Annotated in this window: 15 protein-coding genes; 9 read left to right on the top strand and 6 right to left on the bottom strand. The window is 62.1% G+C overall.

The window, feature by feature from the left end; genetic code table 11:
* Window positions 1–17: 17 nt before the first annotated feature.
* The gene (locus tag PFZ56_RS06435) at window positions 18–419 is read right to left on the bottom strand and encodes a GFA family protein (protein WP_170001347.1); all 402 of its coding nucleotides are present in this window, start codon (window positions 417–419) and stop codon (window positions 18–20) included.
* A 319-nt stretch (window positions 420–738) separates the two neighbouring features.
* Here PFZ56_RS06435 and PFZ56_RS06430 point away from each other — a divergent pair, with 319 nt between their 5' ends.
* From PFZ56_RS06430 to PFZ56_RS06390, 9 genes are all read left to right on the top strand, one after another.
* Entirely contained in the window at window positions 739–2,046 is a 1,308-nt protein-coding gene (locus PFZ56_RS06430) for a CitMHS family transporter (RefSeq protein ID WP_102881461.1), read from the top strand.
* 67 nt (window positions 2,047–2,113) lie between these two features.
* A complete protein-coding gene (locus PFZ56_RS06425) occupies window positions 2,114–2,881 on the top strand; it encodes a TerC family protein (RefSeq protein WP_102862514.1) in 768 nt (255 codons plus the stop codon).
* Between the two features lie 216 nt (window positions 2,882–3,097).
* A complete protein-coding gene (locus PFZ56_RS06420) occupies window positions 3,098–4,756 on the top strand; it encodes a Na/Pi cotransporter family protein (protein ID WP_170001348.1) in 1,659 nt (552 codons plus the stop codon).
* A 56-nt stretch (window positions 4,757–4,812) separates the two neighbouring features.
* Entirely contained in the window at window positions 4,813–6,198 is a 1,386-nt protein-coding gene (locus tag PFZ56_RS06415) for a pitrilysin family protein (protein WP_170001349.1), read from the top strand.
* A gap of 94 nt (window positions 6,199–6,292) precedes the next feature.
* Window positions 6,293–7,336, top strand: coding sequence for a DUF5924 family protein (locus PFZ56_RS06410; protein WP_102881458.1), 1,044 nt, complete (start codon window positions 6,293–6,295; stop codon window positions 7,334–7,336).
* A 54-nt stretch (window positions 7,337–7,390) separates the two neighbouring features.
* Window positions 7,391–8,539 (top strand): ABC transporter permease, encoded by a 1,149-nt coding sequence (locus tag PFZ56_RS06405; protein WP_102881457.1) that lies wholly within the window; start codon window positions 7,391–7,393, stop codon window positions 8,537–8,539.
* Window positions 8,536–9,339, top strand: coding sequence for an ABC transporter ATP-binding protein (locus PFZ56_RS06400; protein WP_102881456.1), 804 nt, complete (start codon window positions 8,536–8,538; stop codon window positions 9,337–9,339). The genes PFZ56_RS06405 and PFZ56_RS06400 overlap by 4 nt, the downstream gene beginning before the upstream one ends.
* A gap of 1 nt (window position 9,340) precedes the next feature.
* The gene (locus PFZ56_RS06395) at window positions 9,341–10,279 is read left to right on the top strand and encodes an MlaD family protein (protein WP_102862508.1); all 939 of its coding nucleotides are present in this window, start codon (window positions 9,341–9,343) and stop codon (window positions 10,277–10,279) included.
* Window positions 10,276–10,905: an ABC-type transport auxiliary lipoprotein family protein gene (locus PFZ56_RS06390; protein ID WP_110652538.1), complete on the top strand. Its 630-nt coding sequence runs from the start codon at window positions 10,276–10,278 to the stop codon at window positions 10,903–10,905. Before PFZ56_RS06395 ends, PFZ56_RS06390 begins: the two co-directional genes overlap by 4 nt.
* A gap of 64 nt (window positions 10,906–10,969) precedes the next feature.
* On the opposite strand, the gene PFZ56_RS06385 is transcribed toward PFZ56_RS06390, so the two are convergent.
* The 5 genes from PFZ56_RS06385 to PFZ56_RS06365 all read right to left on the bottom strand — a co-directional run bounded on the left by PFZ56_RS06385 (window position 10,970) and on the right by PFZ56_RS06365 (window position 15,463).
* Complete coding sequence (locus PFZ56_RS06385) at window positions 10,970–12,199, bottom strand: nucleoside recognition domain-containing protein (protein ID WP_102862506.1); 1,230 nt, start codon at window positions 12,197–12,199, stop codon at window positions 10,970–10,972.
* Window positions 12,200–12,375: 176 nt separating this feature from the next.
* Complete coding sequence (gene gltP, locus PFZ56_RS06380) at window positions 12,376–13,707, bottom strand: glutamate/aspartate:proton symporter GltP (RefSeq protein WP_102862505.1); 1,332 nt, start codon at window positions 13,705–13,707, stop codon at window positions 12,376–12,378.
* 744 nt (window positions 13,708–14,451) lie between these two features.
* Window positions 14,452–14,919 (bottom strand): inhibitor of vertebrate lysozyme family protein, encoded by a 468-nt coding sequence (locus tag PFZ56_RS06375; RefSeq protein ID WP_102862504.1) that lies wholly within the window; start codon window positions 14,917–14,919, stop codon window positions 14,452–14,454.
* A gap of 2 nt (window positions 14,920–14,921) precedes the next feature.
* Window positions 14,922–15,086, bottom strand: coding sequence for a DUF1328 domain-containing protein (locus tag PFZ56_RS06370; protein ID WP_003170804.1), 165 nt, complete (start codon window positions 15,084–15,086; stop codon window positions 14,922–14,924).
* A gap of 92 nt (window positions 15,087–15,178) precedes the next feature.
* On the bottom strand, window positions 15,179–15,463 hold the full coding sequence (locus tag PFZ56_RS06365; RefSeq protein WP_110594114.1) for a hypothetical protein: 285 nt from the start codon (window positions 15,461–15,463) through the stop codon (window positions 15,179–15,181).
* Window positions 15,464–15,901: the final 438 nt, after the last annotated feature.

Here is a 15,901-nt window from a genome sequence, read left to right as displayed (position 1 = left end):
CGCCGGCAAGCCGGTTCCTACAATCTTTCCTGCGACTCCCCTGGCAAGTGCTCATCCAGATGCAGCCAAGGCAACCGGTTGTCAGTCCAGATGTGCCGCTCGGCCGGCGCCAACTCAGGGTGATCCAGGCTGGCTATGGTCACGTCGATGCTCTCGGGACTCAAATGGGTTATCAACGCCAGCTGTGCTCCACAGTTGCCGCAGAAGTAACGGGCACAGCTGCTGGATGAGTCATAGCGGGCGGGAGTTCCCTCCAGCCACTTGAAAGCCCGGGCGGGCAAAGTGATCCAGGTGGTCACCAGACCACCGCTGACCCGGCGGCAGATCGAGCAATGACAGTGGGCGATATCGCGCAGTGGCCCGCTGAACTGGTAGCGCAGCCGCCCGCAGTGGCAGCCGCCGGTGTGCAACTCACTCATGTGCATTCCTCTTTCGGGCCCATGCCCGTCACTTTATGCCGCTGGTCGCCTGCCGCAACATCCACCGTTTCCTTTCAATGCCGAAAGCTGGCTGAAAGCTTCCCCGATTAGGATCGCCTCCACTACCGGCAAAAGACCGGTTGGCCACAGCGGGCGTTTCTGGCGCTCCCGGCCCTATTAACAACAACAATGGTGATTCTGATGTCCGCTCGTACCCGCCTGTTCGCTTCGACTCCTCCCGTACGCCTCGTGCTTGCCGTTCTGCGCTGATCCCACCCGGTTCGCCATTCCCTAGCCGCGCTACGCCTGGAGTATTCCCATGCTGACTTTCCTTGGCTTTGCCATGGTCATCACGTTCATGTTCCTGATCATGACCAAGCGCCTGTCCGCGCTGATCGCCCTGATCATCGTGCCGATCCTGTTCGCCCTGTTCGGCGGTTTCGCACCGAAGATCGGTCCCATGATGCTCGAAGGCATCACCAAGCTGGCGCCCACCGGCGTGATGCTGATGTTCGCCATTCTGTATTTCGCCCTGATGATCGACTCCGGCCTGTTCGACCCGGCGGTGCGCAAGATCCTCAAGCTGGTCAAGGGCGACCCGCTGAAGGTCTCGGTCGGCACCGCCGTGCTGGCCCTGGTGGTGTCCCTGGACGGTGACGGCGCCACCACCTACATGATCTGCGTGGCCGCCATGCTGCCGTTGTACAGCCGCATCGGCATGAGCCCGCGGATCATGGCGGGCCTGATCATCCTCGCCGGCGGGGTGATGAACATGACCCCCTGGGGCGGCCCGACCGCCCGCGCCGCCAGCGCTTTGCACGTGGACCCGTCGGACATTTTCGTGCCGATGATCCCAGCGATGCTGGCCGGTGTGGTGGCGATCCTGGCGATCGCCTATCTGTACGGCAAACGTGAACGGGCACGCCTGGGCGAACTGCACCTGGCGGGCGATGAGATCGATCACAGTGAAATCAGCGTCTCGCAGTACCCCGACGCCCGTCGTCCGAAGCTGATCTGGTTCAACGGTGCCCTGACCTTCGCCCTGATGTGCGCGCTGATCGCCGGGCTGCTGCCGTTGCCCGTGCTGTTCATGGTGGCCTTCAGTATTGCCATGATCGTCAACTACCCCTGCCTGCAGCAGCAGAAGGACCGGGTCGCGGCCCACGCCGGCAGCGTGCTGGCAGTGGTCGGGCTGATCTTCGCTGCCGGTATCTTCACCGGCATCCTGTCCGGTACCGGCATGGTCGACGCCATGTCCAAGAGCCTGCTGGCAGTGATCCCTGAAGCCCTGGGGCCCTATCTCGCGGTGATCACCGCGCTGGTGAGCATGCCGTTCACCTTCTTCATGTCCAACGACGCCTTCTACTACGGCGTATTGCCAGTGCTGGCAGAAGCCGCCAGTCATTACGGCATCACGGCGGTGGAAATGGCCCGGGCGTCGATCGTCGGCCAACCGGTGCACTTGCTCAGCCCGCTGGTACCCTCGACCTATCTGTTGGTGGCCCTGGCTGGCATCGAGTTCGGCGATCACCAGCGCTTCACCCTCAAGTGGGCAGTTCTGGTCTGTCTGTGCATAATGTTCGCCGCTCTGCTGATGGGGATTTTTCCGCTGTTCAGCACGCTATAAAAGCAATGATTCTTCGCTCGGGCCGGCTTCCCGGCCCGGGCCATAACAACCGCTCAAAGGAATACACATGGAATGGCTGACCAACCCGGAAATCTGGGTTGCCTTCTTTACCTTGACCGCCCTGGAAATCGTCCTGGGCATCGACAACATCATCATGATTTCGATCCTGGTCAGCCGCATGCCCAAGCACATGCAGGCGCGCACCCGGATCTTCGGCCTGGCCCTGGCCATGGTCACGCGGATTCTGTTGCTACTGTCGATCACCTGGGTCATGCGCCTTACGGCCGATCTGTTCGTGGTCTTCGGCCAAGGCATTTCCGGGCGGGACCTGATCCTGTTCTTCGGCGGCCTGTTCCTGCTGTGGAAAAGCTCCCAGGAGATGTACCACGCACTGGAAGGTGAAGACGAAACCCTGGATGAACCCAAAGGCAAGGGCGGCAACTTCATCTACACCATCATCCAGATCGCCATCATCGACATCGTCTTCTCCCTGGACTCGGTCATCACCGCAGTGGGCATGGTGTCCCATGTGCCGGTCATGGTGGCGGCGATCATTGTCGCGGTCCTGGTGATGATGCTGGCGGCCGGCGCCATCAGCGAATTCATCGACAAGCACCCGTCGCTGAAGATGCTCGCGCTGTCGTTCCTGCTGGTGGTCGGTACCGTACTGATCGCCGAGGCCTTCGAAGTGCACGTACCAAAAGGCTACGTCTACTTCGCCATGGCCTTCTCCCTGGCGGTGGAAGCCATCAACATCAAGATGCGCACCGCCATCGCGAAGAAGAAAAAACAGCAGGACCCGGTGAAACTGCGCAAGGACATTCCTGGTCAATAAACCGCCAACGCGCTACAGAAAAAGGGGCTTACGAGCCCCTTTTTCACGGCTGCAGGCAGCTGTTTTCATGACGGTTTTATTTCAATCACCGGTTTAGCTATGCGATGCTGGCGTCCTGTGCGTTAGCCAACTACAGCTTAAATACATAACGTAGAACCTCGCGCAACAACGTCCATTGGCCCCGCTTGGGGCTCTTCACCCCAGGGGGGCCCTCTCATGCTGACCCTGCTCAATCTGCTTTCCGCCGTGGCCCTGCTGATCTGGGGCACGCACATCGTCCGTACCGGCATCCTGCGGGTCTACGGCTCCAACCTGCGCCACGTAATCGGTCAGAACATGGCCAGGCGACCGCTGGCCTTCGTCGCCGGCATCCTGGTAACCGCCATGGTCCAGAGCAGCAACGCCACGGCGATGCTGGTGACCTCCTTTGTCGGCCAGGGCCTGATGACCCTGACCCCGGCGCTGGCCACCATGCTGGGGGCCGATGTCGGTACCGCATTGATGGCTCGGGTGCTGACTTTCGACCTGTCCTGGCTGTCACCGTTGCTGATCTTCCTCGGGGTGATTTTCTTTCTGTCGCGCAAACAGACTCGCGCCGGCCAGCTGGGCCGGGTCGGCATCGGCCTGGGCCTGATCATCCTGGCCCTGCAACTGATCGTCGAAGCCGCAGCGCCGATTACCCACGCCCAAGGGGTGAAGGTGCTGTTCGCCTCACTCACCGGCGACATCCTCCTGGATGCGCTGATGGGCGCGGTGTTCGCCATGGTGTCCTACTCCAGCCTGGCGGCGGTGCTGCTGACCGCCACCCTGGCCGGGGCCGGGGTGATCGGCCTGCCGGTGGCCATCGGCCTGGTGATCGGCGCCAACATCGGCAGCGGGGTGCTGGCCTTCCTCAGCACCAGCATGCAGAACACCGCCGGACGCCAGGTGGCACTGGGCAGCCTGCTGTACAAGCTGATCGGCCTGCTGCTGATCATTCCGGTGCTCGACCCGCTGGCCCACTGGATGGATAGCCTGGACTTCAGTCCACAGGAAGTGGTGATCGGCTTCCACCTGTTGTACAACACCGTCCGCTGCCTGTTGCTGCTGCCCACTGTCGGCCCCATGGCCCGACTCTGTGCCTGGCTAATGCCGGAGCGCCCCCAGGACAACGGCCGTGCACGACCACGGCACCTCGATCCCACTGCCCTGGCCACCCCGAGCCTAGCCCTGGCCAACGCCGCCCGGGAAACCCTGCGCATCGGCGACCTGATCGACAATATGCTGGAAGCCATGCGCGATGTGCTACGTGGCAAGCAGACCGCCATTACCCAGGAAATGCGCGCCCTGAGCGAGGATGTTGAAGCGCTGTACAGCGCCATCAAGCTGTACCTGGCGCAAATGCCCCGGGAAGACCTCAGCGAGCAGGACAGCCGGCGCTGGGCGGAGATCATCGAACTGGCGATCAACCTCAAGCTGGCCAGCGACCTGATTGAACGCATGCTGCGCAAGGTCCAGCAGCAGAAGACGTCGCAACGCCGCTCCTTCTCCGAAGTGGGTCTGGAAGAGCTGACCGGACTGCACGCGCAACTGATCGCCAACCTGCGCCTGGGACTCTCGGTATTTCTCAGCGCCGACCCGGAAAGCGCCCGTCAACTACTGCGGGAGAAACGCCGCTTCCGCGCCCAGGAACGGCGCCTGGCCCACGCCCACGTCAGCCGGCTGCAGCGCAAGATCGTCCAGAGCATCGAGACCAGCTCCCTGCACCTGGAACTGATCGCCGACATGAAGCGTCTCAACTCGCTGTTCTGCAGCAGCGCCTATGTGGTCCTGGAAACCTCGGACACCGGGGCGCTGGAAATCGAGAACATGACTGACATCACCCATTCACCCTGAACGTCCAGAGTGATCTGAAGTCTCTAAAACTTACGCACGCCGTAAGGAAGCTTGTTATGCGTTGTCTGTTATTCGCCTGCCTGTTGCTGGGCAGTGCACAAGGATGGGCCCTGGATCGTTTCCAGGTCGAAGGCTACACCCTGCCCAACGGCCTGCAGCTGCTGCTCAAGCCCGGCAGCGAACGCGGCCATGTGGCGATCCGCCTGGTGGTGGGCGTCGGCCTGGACGATTTCGCCTGTGCCGACAAGGAACTGCCGCACCTGCTTGAACACTTGCTGTTCAGCGGCATCGACGCCAGCGGCGAGGGCGGCCTGGAAGAGCGCATGCAAGCCCTGGGCGGCGAATGGAACGCCTATACCAGCAATGCCGACACCACCTTCGTCATCGAAGCCCCAGCGAAAAACCAGCGCAAGGTCCTCGATCTGCTGCTGGCATTGCTCACCCGCACCCACCTTGGCGACAACGCCGTGGCCGCCGCCAAACAGGTGGTGGAGCGCGAAGACGGCGGCCATTACTCGCACCTGCAACGCTGGCTCGACCGCCAGGACCTGGGCCACAAGGCCGGCAACCAGCTGGCGGTGGAACTGGGGCTCAAATGCGCCGAGCGCGCCGAAGTCGGGCACTTGACCCTGGCCCAGCTGGAGCAAGTGCGCAAAGACTGGTACGCCCCCAACAACATGACCCTGATCGTCGTCGGCGAACTGGATCGCCTGCTGCCGGCTTATCTGGAACGCACCTACGGCGCCCTCGAGCCGGTAGAGCCCAGCGAGCACCGCGAGCTGCCACAAATCCAGGGCACGGCCGCCGCCGAGCGCAACTTGATCCATGGCTGGGTAGGGCAGAGCGCACAATTGCACTGGCTGTTTCCCGAACCCCTGCTGGCGCAGCAGCACGACGAGACCTTCGACCTGCTCAAGGACTATCTGGACTGGGCGTTATACCGTCAGTTGCGCCTGGAGCATGAGCTGTCCTACGGCCCCTGGAGCGACCGTGAAGTGTTTGGCGGCGTCGGTTTTCTCAGCCTCAATGCCGACCTCGAACGCGATGACCTGCCCCAGGCCCGACAGGTGGTCGAGCAGCTCAAGGCGAAACTGCTCAAGGACGGTCTGGACCCCGCGACTTTCGAGCGCCTGAAGCAGGCCGCCATCGATCGCCAGGCTTGGGCAGTACAGGGCAACAGCGCCTTGGCGGATTACTACTGGAGTGCCCTCGGCGACTTCGACAACGGCCGCTTCAGCGATCCGGCCAAGCGCCTGCGGGCAGTGAGCCTGAAGCAGGCCAACCTGGCGCTGAGGCAATTGCTGCAACAGCCGGGCTATGTGCGAATCGAAAAACCCCTGTTGGGGGACGAGCAACTGCTCTGGCTGGCCGGCGGCCTGCTGGCCCTGATCGTCTTCGGCAGCCTGGGCGGCTACCTGCTGTACCGCCGGCGCACCCTCTAGCCGGTGTGGCGAGGGAGCCTGCTCCCTCGCCACAGGCCGCGGCCAACAGGTATCCTGTCACGGTTTTTTCCTGCCAAGACTGTGACCCCGCCCGATGCCTAACCTGACCCACTATATTCAGCGCATTCTGGAACTGATGAAGCGCTACCCGGGGGTCATTGCGCTCGGCGGTTTCATCTCCGGAGTCGGCAGCTTCATCCTGGTGGACCGGCAACAGAGCCTGGCCTCGTGGATCGCCGTGATCCTGTTGGTGAGCTGGGTCTGGCTGATGCTGGAAAACAGCCTGACCCAACTGTTCACCAAGGTCTTCAAGCGCGAGATCCCACAACCGCTGCTGCGCTACGCGACACAAATGATCCACCAGGAAAGCCTGTTCTTCGTCCTGCCGTTCTTCTTCATCACCACCAGCTGGAACAGCGGCCAACTGGTATTCACCGGGCTGCTGGGGGCAGCAGCGCTGATTTCCATCACCGACCCGCTGTACTACAAGTGGCTGGCGCCGCGGCGCTGGCTGTTCCTCGCCTTGCACACCCTGACCCTGTTCGCCGCCTTGCTCACGGCCCTGCCGCTGATCCTGCACCTGACCACGGCCCAGAGCTTCAAGCTGGCCCTGGGCATCGCCATGCTCCTGTCCTTCCCGAGCCTGGCGTCGATCCTGCCGATCCGCAGCGTGCGCAGCGCACTGGCGGTGCTGTGTATCACCCTGGCCATTGGCAGCACCGGCTGGCTGCTGCGCTCCTGGGTGCCGCCGGCCACCCTGTGGCTGACCGAGGACGCCATCAGCACCCAACTCCAGGACCGCACGCCCGGGGACAGCCTCGAACAGGTGAGTGCCAGCCAGGTACGCAGCAGCGGTTTGTACGCCTACACCGCGATCAACGCCCCCCGGGGCCTGGACGAGCGCATCTATCACGTCTGGAAGTTCAACGGCAGCGAAGTGGATCGCATCGCCCTGGATATTCACGGCGGACGCAAGGAGGGCTACCGCGCCTGGTCCCACAAGCAGAATTTCCCCGGCAACCCAGCGGGAAAATGGCAAGTGCGGGTGATCACCGAGGACGGACAGGTGATTGGTGTGCTGCGCTTCGAGATCACCGACCCAGATCAAGATCCAGCCAAGAGCGGCGAGGCAAAGTAACGGGGATCGTGCTATTACGTAGCACTGCGCAATCGCCACACAAGCTCGGAGCTTATGAATACCCGCATGACGCCCGGCACCGCTCAACTGGATAACGCCCACACTCCGGCGCAACTGCGCATCGGCGGAGACTGGACGCTGGCCCACTACAGCGACCTCAAGCGCCTCTGCCAGAGCCTCAACGGCCACTACGACAGCAGCACCCACGTCGACCTCAACGGCCTGGGAGCCCTGGACACCGCGGGTGCCTCGCTGCTGGTAGAACTCCTGGGGACCGAACGCCTGGGGCAATCCGCCGAACACCCCGATTGCACCCTGTCCACCGCCGACCGCGCATTGCTGCATACGGTCTACAGCTCGCTCAACGATTTTTGTGTACCGGTCAAGGAACCGGAGATTGCCGTCAGCGTGCAACTGCTCTCACGCATTGGCAGTGCGGTCTACACCGTCTGGCAGGACACCCTGAAGGTCCTGGGCTTTATCGGCCTGATCCTCGAAACCCTGGCCCGGGGCCTGCTGCACCCCAAGCGCTGGCGCATCACCCCGGTGGTGGCGCATATCGAGCAGACCGGCCTCGATGCCGCGCCCATCGTCGCCCTGCTGACCTTCCTGGTGGGGGCAGTGGTGGCCTTTCTCGGGGCCACGGTGCTGGCCAACTTCGGCGCCAGCATCTTTACCGTCGACCTGGTGGCGTTTTCCTTCCTGCGGGAATTTGGCGTGCTGCTCACCGCGATCCTCATGGCCGGGCGCACAGCCAGCGCCTTCACCGCGCAGATCGGCTCGATGAAGGCCAACGAAGAGATCGACGCCATCCGCACCCTGGGCCTGGACCCGATGGAGTTGCTGGTGCTGCCCCGGGTGCTGGCCCTGCTGGTGGCGCTGCCGATGCTGACCTTCCTGGCGATGCTCTCGGGGATCATCGGCGGCGCCGTGGTCTGTGCCCTGTCCCTGGATATTTCCCCGGCGATGTTCCTGTCGCTGCTGCATTCTGACATCGGCGTTAAGCACTTCCTGCTGGGCCTGGTCAAAGCGCCGATCTTCGCTTTCCTGATCGCCGCCATCGGCTGCCTGGAGGGCTTCAAGGTCAGCGGCAGTGCCGAATCGGTGGGCGCCCACACTACGTCCAGCGTGGTGCAGTCGATCTTCGTGGTGATCGTCATCGACGCCGTGGCCGCGCTGTTCTTCATGGAGATGGGCTGGTGAGCCGCCCGACGCGCCCGCCCGCCGAGGCGGTGATCGAGGTCCGTGGCCTGTGCAACCGCTTCGGCAAGCAGAGCGTGCACGAAAATCTCGACCTGGACGTGTACAAGGGCGAGATCCTTGGCGTGGTCGGCGGCTCAGGTAGCGGCAAGTCGGTGCTGCTGCGCAGCATCGTCGGCCTGCGCCAACCCAGCGAAGGCTCGGTGCGGGTCTTCGGCCAGGACCTGCCCAGCCTGCCGGAGCAGCAACGTTCCCTGATCGAGCGGCGCTTTGGCGTGCTGTTCCAGAAGGGCGCGCTGTTCACCTCGCTGACAGTGACCGAGAACGTCGCCCTGCCACTGATCGAGCATGCGGGCCTGTCCCGCAGCGACGCCGAACACTTGGCGGCAGTGAAACTGGCCCTGGCCGGGTTGCCCCTGTCGGCCGCCGACAAATACCCGTCCTCGCTCTCCGGCGGCATGATCAAGCGCGCAGCCCTGGCCCGTGCCCTGGCCCTGGATCCGGACATCCTGTTTCTCGACGAACCCACCGCCGGCCTCGACCCGGTGGGGGCGGCAGCCTTCGACCAACTGATCCTGACCCTGCGCGATGCCCTGGGCCTGAGCGTGTTCCTGGTCACCCACGACCTGGACACCCTCTACACCATCACCGACCGGGTGGCGGTACTGGCACAGAAAAAGGTACTGGTGGCGGACGCCATCGACATCGTCGCCGAAACCCCGGACGAATGGATTCACCAATACTTCCATGGCCCACGCGGCCGCGCGGCCTACCAGGCCGCTACACAGACCAACGAGGGATGACATGGAAACCCGAGCCCATCATGTACTGATCGGCCTGTTCACCGTGATCGTGGTGGCCGGCGCCCTGCTGTTCGGCCTGTGGCTGGCCAAGTCCAGCGTCGACAGCGCCTTCCAGGACTATCAGATTGTCTTCAATGAGGCGGTCAGCGGCCTGTCCAAGGGTAGCGCCGTGCAATACAGCGGCATCAAGGTCGGCGATGTGGTCAACCTGCGCCTGGACCCCAAGGACCCGCGCCGGGTACTGGCGCAGATCCGCCTGGGCAGTGAAACCCCGATCAAGGAGGACACCCAGGCCAAGCTGGCCCTGACCGGCATCACCGGCACCTCGATCATCCAGCTCAGCGGCGGTACACCGCAAAGCCCGCCCCTCAAGGGCAAGGACGGCCACCTGCCGACCATCATTGCCTCGCCATCGCCCATTGCCCGCCTGCTGAACAACAGCAATGACCTGATGACCGGGGTCAACCTGCTGCTGCACAACGCCAACAGCATGTTTTCCCCGGACAACGTGGAGCGGGTCAGCAACACCCTGGACAACCTGCAGAAAACCTCGGCCAGCATCGCCGGACAACGTGACGACCTGCGCCAGCTGATGCAGCAACTGGGCTCTATCAGCAAGCAGACCAGCGCCATGCTGGAACAGACCACCGCGCTGATGCGCAATGCCAACGGCCTGCTCAACGACCAGGGCAAGCAGATGTTCGGCAGCGCCGAGCACGCCATGCGCAACCTTGAGCAGAGCAGCGCCACCCTGAACAAACTGCTGAGCGACAACCAGGACTCGCTGAACAATGGCATGCAAGGGCTCAACGGCCTGGCGCCGGCGGTGCGCGAGCTGCGCGAGACCCTGAGCTCGCTGCGGGCCATCACCCGCCGCCTCGAAGCCAACCCCGGCGGTTACTTGCTGGGTAACGAGAAGAACAAGGAGTTCACGCCATGAAGCCTGCCTGTCACCTGCTGGCCCGACTGGCCCTGGGGTGCACCCTGGCCCTGAGCGCTGCCTGCTCGATCCTGCCCAAGGGCGAACCACTGGATATCTACCGGCTGCCGGTAGGGCAAAACGCGACCCCTGCCACGGGCAAGGCACTGTCGTGGTCGCTGCAGTTGCTCAAGCCGCAGGCTGGCGATGCGCTGAACAGCGCACGCATCGCGGTGATTCCCCAGGGCAACCTGATCAGCAGCTACAAGGCTTCGCGCTGGAGCGACCCGGCACCGATCCTGCTGCGCAACCGCCTGCTGGACGGCTTCCAGCGCGATGGCCGGGTGCAGTTGTTGAGCACCGACGACAGCAACCTGCAGACCGACCTGGCCCTGGGCGGCGACCTGCAAGCCTTTCAGACCGAGTACCAGGGCAACGCCGTCCAGGTGGTGATCCGCCTGGATGCGCGGCTGATTCGAGGTTACGACCAGAAGATCCTCGCCAGCCGGCGCTTTGAAGTGCGCCAACCCCTGAGCGAACCCCAAGTGCCGGCGGTGGTGACAGGGTTTGGCCAGGCCAGCGACGCGCTTACCCGGCAGGTAGTGGATTGGGCGGTGGGGCAGGGCAACCTGGCGCTGAAACAATGAACGGCCCTTTCGCCGGCAAGCCGGCTCCTACAACCTCCGTAGGAGCCGGCTTGCCGGCGAAGGCTTATCCAAAGAACCAGTAGCAAACCGCAATCGCCGCCACCACGCCGGCGAACTCCGCCAGCAAGGCACAGCCCACGGCGTGCCGCACCCGCTGGATGCCCACCGCGCCGAAATACACCGCCAGCACATAGAAGGTGGTTTCGGTGCTGCCCTGAATGGTCGCTGCCACCAGTGCAGGGAAACTGTCCACACCCTGGGTCTTCATGGTCTCAATGAGCATCGCCCGGGCGGCACTGCCGGAGAACGGCTTGACCATGGCGGTGGGCAGAGCGTCGACAAAGCGCGTATCCCAGCCGGCCCAGGCCACCAGATGACGAATCCCGTCGAGGCCGAAATCCAGGGCCCCGGACGCCCGCAATACGCCGATCGCGCACAGCATGGCCACCAGGTACGGCAAGAGGTTCTTGGCGACGTCAAAACCCTCCTTGGCCCCTTCGACAAAGGCCTCGTAGACCTTGACCTTGCGCAGCGCACCGATCACCAGGAACAGCATGATCAGGCCGAACAGGGTGAGGTTGCCGAGGATCGACGACAGGGATGCCAGGGCCGTGGCCGACAGAGTCGCCAGCAGCGCCATGAAGGCGCCCAGAGCCAGGGCCCCGGGAATCAGGTAGGCCAGCACCACCGGGTCCCAGAGACGCAGGCGCTGCATTACCGCCACCGACAGCAGGCCGACCAGGGTCGAAGCGCTGGTGGCCAGGAGGATCGGCAGGAACACCAGGGTCGGGTCCGCCGCACCTTGCTGGGCGCGGTACATGAAGATGGTCACCGGCAGCAGGGTCAGGGACGAAGCGTTGAGCACCAGGAACAGGATCTGCGCGTTGCTGGCGGTGGTGGCGCTGGGGTTGAGTTCCTGCAGGGCGCGCATGGCCTTGAGGCCGATCGGCGTGGCGGCGTTATCAAGGCCCAGGCCGTTGGCGGCGAAGTTCAGGGTGATCAGCCCCAGGGCCGGGTGCCCAGGCGGCACTTCCGGCATCAGGCGCTTGAACAGCGGGCCCAGGATCTTGGCCAGCCAATCGACGATGCCGGCCTTCTCGGCGATCCGCAGAAAGCCCAGCCACAGGGTCAGGGTGCCGAACAGCAGCACCATCACCTCCACCGACAGCTTGGCCATCGCGAAAATGCTTTCCACCATGGCGGCAAAGATCCCGGCGTTGCCGCCCACCAGCCACTGCGCCAGGGCGGACACGGTCGCTACGATAAAGAAGCCAAGCCACAGGCCATTGAGCATCGGTCATATCCCTCGGAAGATGCGGCGAATGATAGCGGGGCCCGCAGAAACGACAAACCCCGGATTACCCGGGGTTCGTTCATTGCAGGAGCCGGCTTGTCGGCGAAGGCGCATCTGAGCCGTATAGAGGACTTGAGGGCCTCTGCGTCGGCAAGCCAGTTCCTACACCGAGGCGCTTAGCCTTTGGACGCTTCGCCTGCCGGCAGCTTCTCTTTGCTGCGCCAGTGCGGCAGGGAATTCCAGTAGCGCTGGCCCTTGGCATCGTCGTACATGCCTTCCCAACGGGCGATGACCAGGACTGCCAGGGCGTTGCCGATAACGTTCAAGGCGGTGCGCGCCATGTCCATCACACGGTCGACACCGGCGATGAAGGCCAGGCCTTCCAGCGGAATGCCCACGCTGCCCAGGGTGGCCAGCAGCACCACGAAGGACACGCCCGGAACTCCGGCAATGCCTTTGGAGGTGACCATCAGGGTCAGCACCAACAGCAATTGCTGGCTGATGGACAGGTCGATGCCGTACAGCTGGGCAATGAAGATCGCCGCGATGGACTGGTACAGGGTCGAGCCGTCCAGGTTGAAGGAGTAGCCGGTGGGCACCACGAAGCTGCAGATGGCTTTCGGCGCGCCGTAGGCTTCCATCTTCTCGATCACCCGCGGCAGCACGGTTTCCGAGCTGGCGGTGGAGTAGGCCAGCACCAGTTCATCCTTGAAGATGCGCATCAGCTTGAGCACCGAGAAGCCGAACAGGCGGGCGATCAGGCCGAGGATCACGAAGGCGAAGAAGGCGATGGCCACGTACACCAGGATCACCAGCTTGGCCAACGGCAGCAGGGAGGCGAAACCGAAGTTGGCGACGGTCACCGAGATCAGGGCAAACACACCAATCGGCGCGTAGTTCATGATCATGTGGGTGACTTTGAACATGCTTTCCGAGACGCCCTGGAACATCTTCACCAGCGGCTCGCGCAGATCGGACTGCAGGCTCGACAAGCCCAGACCGAACAGCACCGAGAAGAAGATGATCGGCAGCATCTCGCCACGGGCCATGGCCGCGAAGATGTTCGATGGAATCAGGTTGAGAATGGTCTCGATGAACGCATGTTCATGCTGCACTTCGGCGGCGGTGGCCTGGTACTTGGAAATGTCCACGGTACCCAGGGTGCTCATGTCGATGCCCGCGCCCGGATGGAACAGGTTGGCCAGCAGCAGACCCACGACGATGGCGATGGTGGTGACGATTTCGAAGTAGATGATGGTCTTCAGACCGATGCGGCCAAGTTTCTTGGCGTCGCCGACACCGGCAATGCCGACGATCAGCGAGGAGATGACGATCGGGATCACGATCATCTTGATCAAGCGGATAAAGATATCGCCTGCAGGTTGCAGAACGTTGCTGACCCACCAGGCCTTTTCAGCACTGAAATGATTGAGCAGCGCGCCAATTGCAATCCCCAGGACCAGACCGATGAGGATCTGCCAGGCGAGGCTTAATTTTGCCTTCTTCATATCATTACCCTTACTTCAGTTGGACTCGGGCTGATGCGCGAACTGGAACGCTCAATGGCGGAAAAGTTTGTGCATCGGCCCCCGTATAAGGTCATCCCGAACGAGCATTTACGGCTCTCTGCGGGCGAAAAAAGGCGCAACTATTCCGATGCTAGGGGGGCGCGTCTAATGCCGTAAACGCCTACCCTATGCCGAATCGGCATGAGTTTTTACAAACTAAACGAGCGTCCCAACCGGTTCGAATACGACATTTCGGCAGGCAGAAATACCGTGAAACGGCCATTTCAGGCGGCGTGCAGGCTTGTCGGAAGGGTCAGGAAAAGGTCTGAAAAAGTTTAGGATTACTCTGATTCGGGTGTTCGGAAAGGTTGCGCAATTGACGCAAAGTTTCTCGATATACGGTCGCAGAGAAACACCAGGAAACGTTTGACTGGAGTCAAAGGAAGATTTTTTCCTTGGGGAATCACGAAAAAGACGGACCGATGGCTCTAGGACAAGACTTTGCTCTTCAAGCACGCCGCAAGCTCGTCAAGTCGATGCTCGACCTGGGAGCTTACGCCGCTGCTCTTTCCTGACCCGGCCCTTGCGGAGGCACTCCCTGTACCCCTAGGTCACTCCGATCATCGGTGGATCAGAACGTCCCGCCCCCTTGGTCATGCACTCACCCTCCTCGGGTGGTGCAACAGTCGAAAGAGCCAGGGCGGCCCTTTCTTCTAGCTGTTATGCAAAATCGGCAATGCGCGCTCAGTACCAGTTCGGGTCTTTGCGCAACTGCTCCTGAAGCAATGCCCGCATTCCTTCATCGGGTTTGCCGAGAAAGCGGTAGCTCGCGTGACGGGTCGGTGACTTGTCCGCAGGCAAGCCCGCAGGCACCTCCACCAACATCGCGTAGGCATGCTTCTTGTCGAAGCTGAAGGCCACGATCAGGCGCTGGTTCTGACAACTCTGCGCAGTCTCGCAGAGCGGTCCAACCAGGTACTGATCGCCGTCTTCAGTCACTGCGTTCATCTGTTGCTGAGCATCGCCCGACAGGTTCATCACCCATTCAGGCAAGCGCTCTTCCTTGTGCACAACCCCCTGCCAGGTGTCACGAAACTGCGGGTCCGAACCCAGCAGTTGGTTGGTACGTGCCTGGCCATCATTGGCCGCCGACGCCAGGGCGCTGACGCCCAGCAGCAGCGTGGCAGCCAATGTTTTCAACGAAAGACTCATGGTCAGCCTCGACCACGACGGCCAAAGAAGAACGAAGCGATGAACATCACCAGGAACACGACAAAGAGAATCTTGGCGATACCCGTGGCGGTGCCCGCGATACCACCGAAGCCCAGGACCGCAGCGACAATGGCAATGATCAGGAATGTGATTGCCCAGCTCAGCATGATGATTCTCCTTACTCTTCTATTAATAGTGCTCAGGGGTGCTGCCTATGAAGCCGGTCGTGCGCCGCCGAATGCGGCCCAGACCTTGGTGCCTAGAACACCCAGCGCTCCTGACGCGGAGCCTCAAGCACCGGTTGTGCCTGGTCGACGGCCATCAGTTGCACTGGCGTTGCATCGTTGAGCTGACTGCTCACCGAACTGAAATGGGTCTGGGTGAAGTGATGAGCCGGCACGCGCGGGGCGGGTGCCTGGCTATCCTGCCAACGCTGGAACTGCTGTCCGGCGATCAAGGTGACCAGTAACGCCAGGCTGGCGAACAGGCCTTGCTGGAGATGCAGTGGCGCGATACGCAATTGGGCAAGACCTTGGCGATTCATCCTGAAACTCCTCCCACACTGGTGGTGATGTTGTTATGGAAGCCCTGACTTGCGCTTCACGATGAGAGGGATATTGCAGTCTGCATGCCAGCTTTTAATCATATAAATAATTCAATAAAATCAATGACTTAAAGCAATTCAAAGACGCTCACTCACACGCATCCTGCACGATCCCCACCGGCCAACCGTGCGAAATGCACGATCAGACCGTTCCGGGTCCATGGCTTTTTGATCAGAGGGGGAACTTTGCCGAGCCGCGGACAGCCTGATACAGACCCACCCAGGGACTAGCCTTGGCAAAATATTAGGGATTTCAGTCTGTTAGCCATTTCCGGCGGAGATATCTAACCTTCAGGCCGTGGAATGGATCAGAATCAACCTTGCAACTTGCCCGATTTTTCTGGGACTAAATAAGATCATTCATTAAAGGAGCCTGGG

The organism is Pseudomonas danubii (assembly GCF_042980055.1).
Taxonomy (GTDB): Bacteria; Pseudomonadota; Gammaproteobacteria; order Pseudomonadales; family Pseudomonadaceae; genus Aquipseudomonas; species Aquipseudomonas danubii.
The sequence above is the reverse complement of the archived record's forward strand: the minus strand, read 5'-3'. Positions and strand labels throughout refer to the sequence as shown.

Bases quoted from the DNA above. Each gene is read 5' to 3' on its own strand.
- PFZ56_RS06435 (WP_170001347.1), bottom strand. From the start codon at position 419: ATGAGTGAGTTGCACACCGGCGGCTGCCACTGCGGGCGGCTGCGCTAC.
- PFZ56_RS06430 (WP_102881461.1), top strand. From the start codon at position 739: ATGCTGACTTTCCTTGGCTTTGCCATGGTCATCACGTTCATGTTCCTG.
- PFZ56_RS06425 (WP_102862514.1), top strand. From the start codon at position 2,114: ATGGAATGGCTGACCAACCCGGAAATCTGGGTTGCCTTCTTTACCTTG.
- PFZ56_RS06420 (WP_170001348.1), top strand. From the start codon at position 3,098: ATGCTGACCCTGCTCAATCTGCTTTCCGCCGTGGCCCTGCTGATCTGG.
- PFZ56_RS06415 (WP_170001349.1), top strand. From the start codon at position 4,813: ATGCGTTGTCTGTTATTCGCCTGCCTGTTGCTGGGCAGTGCACAAGGA.
- PFZ56_RS06410 (WP_102881458.1), top strand. From the start codon at position 6,293: ATGCCTAACCTGACCCACTATATTCAGCGCATTCTGGAACTGATGAAG.
- PFZ56_RS06405 (WP_102881457.1), top strand. From the start codon at position 7,391: ATGAATACCCGCATGACGCCCGGCACCGCTCAACTGGATAACGCCCAC.
- PFZ56_RS06395 (WP_102862508.1), top strand. From the start codon at position 9,341: ATGGAAACCCGAGCCCATCATGTACTGATCGGCCTGTTCACCGTGATC.
- PFZ56_RS06390 (WP_110652538.1), top strand. From the start codon at position 10,276: ATGAAGCCTGCCTGTCACCTGCTGGCCCGACTGGCCCTGGGGTGCACC.
- PFZ56_RS06385 (WP_102862506.1), bottom strand. From the start codon at position 12,199: ATGCTCAATGGCCTGTGGCTTGGCTTCTTTATCGTAGCGACCGTGTCC.
- gltP (WP_102862505.1), bottom strand. From the start codon at position 13,707: ATGAAGAAGGCAAAATTAAGCCTCGCCTGGCAGATCCTCATCGGTCTG.
- PFZ56_RS06375 (WP_102862504.1), bottom strand. From the start codon at position 14,919: ATGAGTCTTTCGTTGAAAACATTGGCTGCCACGCTGCTGCTGGGCGTC.
- PFZ56_RS06370 (WP_003170804.1), bottom strand. From the start codon at position 15,086: ATGCTGAGCTGGGCAATCACATTCCTGATCATTGCCATTGTCGCTGCG.
- PFZ56_RS06365 (WP_110594114.1), bottom strand. From the start codon at position 15,463: ATGAATCGCCAAGGTCTTGCCCAATTGCGTATCGCGCCACTGCATCTC.